This window comes from Glycomyces dulcitolivorans (genome assembly GCF_003265355.1).
GTDB lineage: Bacteria > Actinomycetota > Actinomycetes > Mycobacteriales > Micromonosporaceae > Glycomyces > Glycomyces dulcitolivorans.
The window spans coordinates 1-316 of record NZ_QFRW01000006.1 but is presented as its reverse complement, the minus strand read 5'-3'; the positions used below and the strand labels follow the sequence as shown (position 1 = coordinate 316).

Here is a 316-nt window from a genome sequence, read left to right as displayed (position 1 = left end):
AGCGGGTACGTCTGCATGTGGGAGGACGCCGGCTACCAGGGCGACGAGTGGGTCCACTGGAAGCCCGGCAGCGTGGGCGCCAAGTACAACATCGACGGCTGGGACGGCGACAACGAGATCTCCTCGCTGTACAACCACTCCGGGTACGCCATCCGCGTCTACGCCAACGACGACTACACCGGGGAGTCCCATTGCTTCCCGGCCGGCGACGACCTCGGGACCCTGAAGGACATCGGTTTCAACGACGACGCCGAGAGCCTCAAGACCGTGAGCCGCTGCTAGGACGGCGCCGGGTCCGGGCCGGAGGCGGATCGCC

The 316-nt window shown here is 67.4% G+C and carries 1 protein-coding gene; it reads left to right on the top strand.

The genetic code is table 11. The features are described 5' to 3' along the window. Nucleotides 1–282: peptidase inhibitor family I36 protein (locus DI269_RS00040; RefSeq protein ID WP_198666989.1), on the top strand; the 282-nt coding region annotated here is incomplete at its 5' end. Nucleotides 283–316: the final 34 nt, after the last annotated feature.